Origin of the sequence: Aequorivita vitellina, assembly GCF_022008365.1 — a bacterium.
Lineage (GTDB): Bacteria > Bacteroidota > Bacteroidia > Flavobacteriales > Flavobacteriaceae > Aequorivita > Aequorivita vitellina.
The window spans coordinates 1-419 of sequence record NZ_JAIRBA010000154.1 but is presented as its reverse complement, the minus strand read 5'-3'; the positions used below and the strand labels follow the sequence as shown (position 1 = coordinate 419).

Annotated in this window: 1 protein-coding gene; it reads right to left on the bottom strand. The window is 41.5% G+C overall.

Translation table 11 applies throughout. From position 1 onward, the window contains the following. Positions 1-359, bottom strand: a 359-nt coding sequence (locus tag K8089_RS16755; protein ID WP_277612618.1) for a 3'(2'),5'-bisphosphate nucleotidase CysQ family protein, incomplete at its 3' end; no start/stop codon positions are given. Between the last annotated feature and the right edge of the window lie 60 nt (positions 360-419).

Below are 419 nucleotides of genomic sequence, written 5' to 3'. Positions count from 1 at the left end.
GAAACGGGAATATAGATAACGCCTAAAACGGGATTGCCATTTTCAATTAAGGCTATGTTTACGGTGAACTCGCCGTTGCGCTTTACAAATTCCTTGGTGCCATCTAACGGATCTACAAGCCAGCAACGCGTCCAATGCTGTCTTTCGGAATAATCGAGTTGGCGGTTTTCCTCGCTGATAATAGGAATATTGGTAGGCCGTAAAAAACTCATTATTATCTCATTGGCATTTTCATCGGCTATAGTTAAAGGGGTGTTGTCATTTTTAAGAGCTACCTTAAAATTGGTATCATAAATTTTTAATATCTCCTCCCCTGCTCTTAAAGCGGCTTGGATGGCGGTGGATAGGTTGGGTTTCATTCGGATGTCATTTTAGGTAGTAGGTTGTAGGGTGTAGTTGTCTGTTGTCTGTTGTCTGTT